Origin of the sequence: Frateuria hangzhouensis (genome assembly GCF_026410505.1) — a bacterium.
Taxonomy (GTDB): domain Bacteria; phylum Pseudomonadota; class Gammaproteobacteria; order Xanthomonadales; family Rhodanobacteraceae; genus Frateuria_A; species Frateuria_A hangzhouensis.
Map to the genome: position 1 here is coordinate 1 of NZ_JAPMIU010000041.1, position 933 is coordinate 933.

General features: G+C 59.2%; 3 protein-coding genes. 1 reads left to right on the forward strand and 2 read right to left on the reverse strand.

Going from position 1 to position 933, the window contains the following annotated elements:
• Nucleotides 1–199: hypothetical protein (locus OSC30_RS16770; protein ID WP_267172991.1), on the forward strand; the 199-nt coding region annotated here is incomplete at its 5' end.
• Nucleotides 200–215: 16 nt separating this feature from the next.
• On the opposite strand, the gene OSC30_RS16775 is transcribed toward OSC30_RS16770, so the two are convergent.
• Together OSC30_RS16775 and OSC30_RS16780 are read right to left on the reverse strand one after the other, a co-directional pair.
• Nucleotides 216–389 (reverse strand): hypothetical protein, encoded by a 174-nt coding sequence (locus OSC30_RS16775; protein WP_267172992.1) that lies wholly within the window; start codon nucleotides 387–389, stop codon nucleotides 216–218.
• Nucleotides 386–933: type ISP restriction/modification enzyme (locus OSC30_RS16780; RefSeq protein WP_267172993.1), on the reverse strand; the 548-nt coding region annotated here is incomplete at its 5' end. The genes OSC30_RS16775 and OSC30_RS16780, both read right to left, overlap by 4 nt.

Below are 933 nucleotides of genomic sequence, written 5' to 3' on the forward strand. Positions count from 1 at the left end.
CTTCCGCCTCACGCAGGAAGCCGATGATCTGCTCTTCGGAAAAACGCTTCTTCACGTCCAATCTCCTTCGAATGGGGGATTGGACTCCAAACCGATGTGCTACTCAAAGGCGGGGGGACGTCGCCATCACACCAGCGATGTCGGCGCTCTAACTTCTCGCATCAAGTCGAGCAACGCGCAAGCGCCCTGTGGCGGCTGAAGCAGTGTGGGTTGCCTCAGCCGCCATCCAGAATGTCGAGGGTGGGCAAGGCCTGAACGATCTTGAGCGTTTCCAGGCTGATTGTGATCACGCGCTGGAAAAGCTCCAGGGGGTACCTGGGGTTGCCCATGGTTTCGATGGCCCAGTCGTTGGCGTCGTTGACGATGCCGCTAGCCTTGTCGGTCCTCACGCACTGGCGGGGGAACGTCGCACCCAGTCCAGCGCGGGCTTGCCGTTGATCACGTAGTCGTAGGCTTCCAGCGGGATACCGGTCAGGGTGATGTGGTCGTTGTAATGAAGGGTGGTGAGGTCCTTTTCCTTGCCCTTTTTGCCGTAGCGCATCTTCTCCACGCGATAGTCGCCGTCGGTTAGGCGCTTTCCGCCGGTGTCGATCTTCACCGGATATGGGGTGACGGTTTCATACTTCAGGTGTAGATCTGCCAAAGCGCGGCCGGCTTTGCTGAAGGCCCAGAAGTCGCCTGAAGTCTTGACTCGGGGGATGCGGGGCAGTTCCTTGCTGAGGTTGTCGGCGTAGCGCTCGCGGTAGTCCGGCGAGTGCAGGACGCCATAGATGTAATAGAACAGATCAGCTTTGGAGATAGCTTCTCTAGGGAAACTCTGATTTTGCCCCGCGGTCCAAGCAAGGCCACTACGTACGAGCGTACCCGATGCCCAAGCAACTGACCCTGGCCACGCAGGCCGACGGTGGATTCGAAGCTCACCGCAAGCCGACT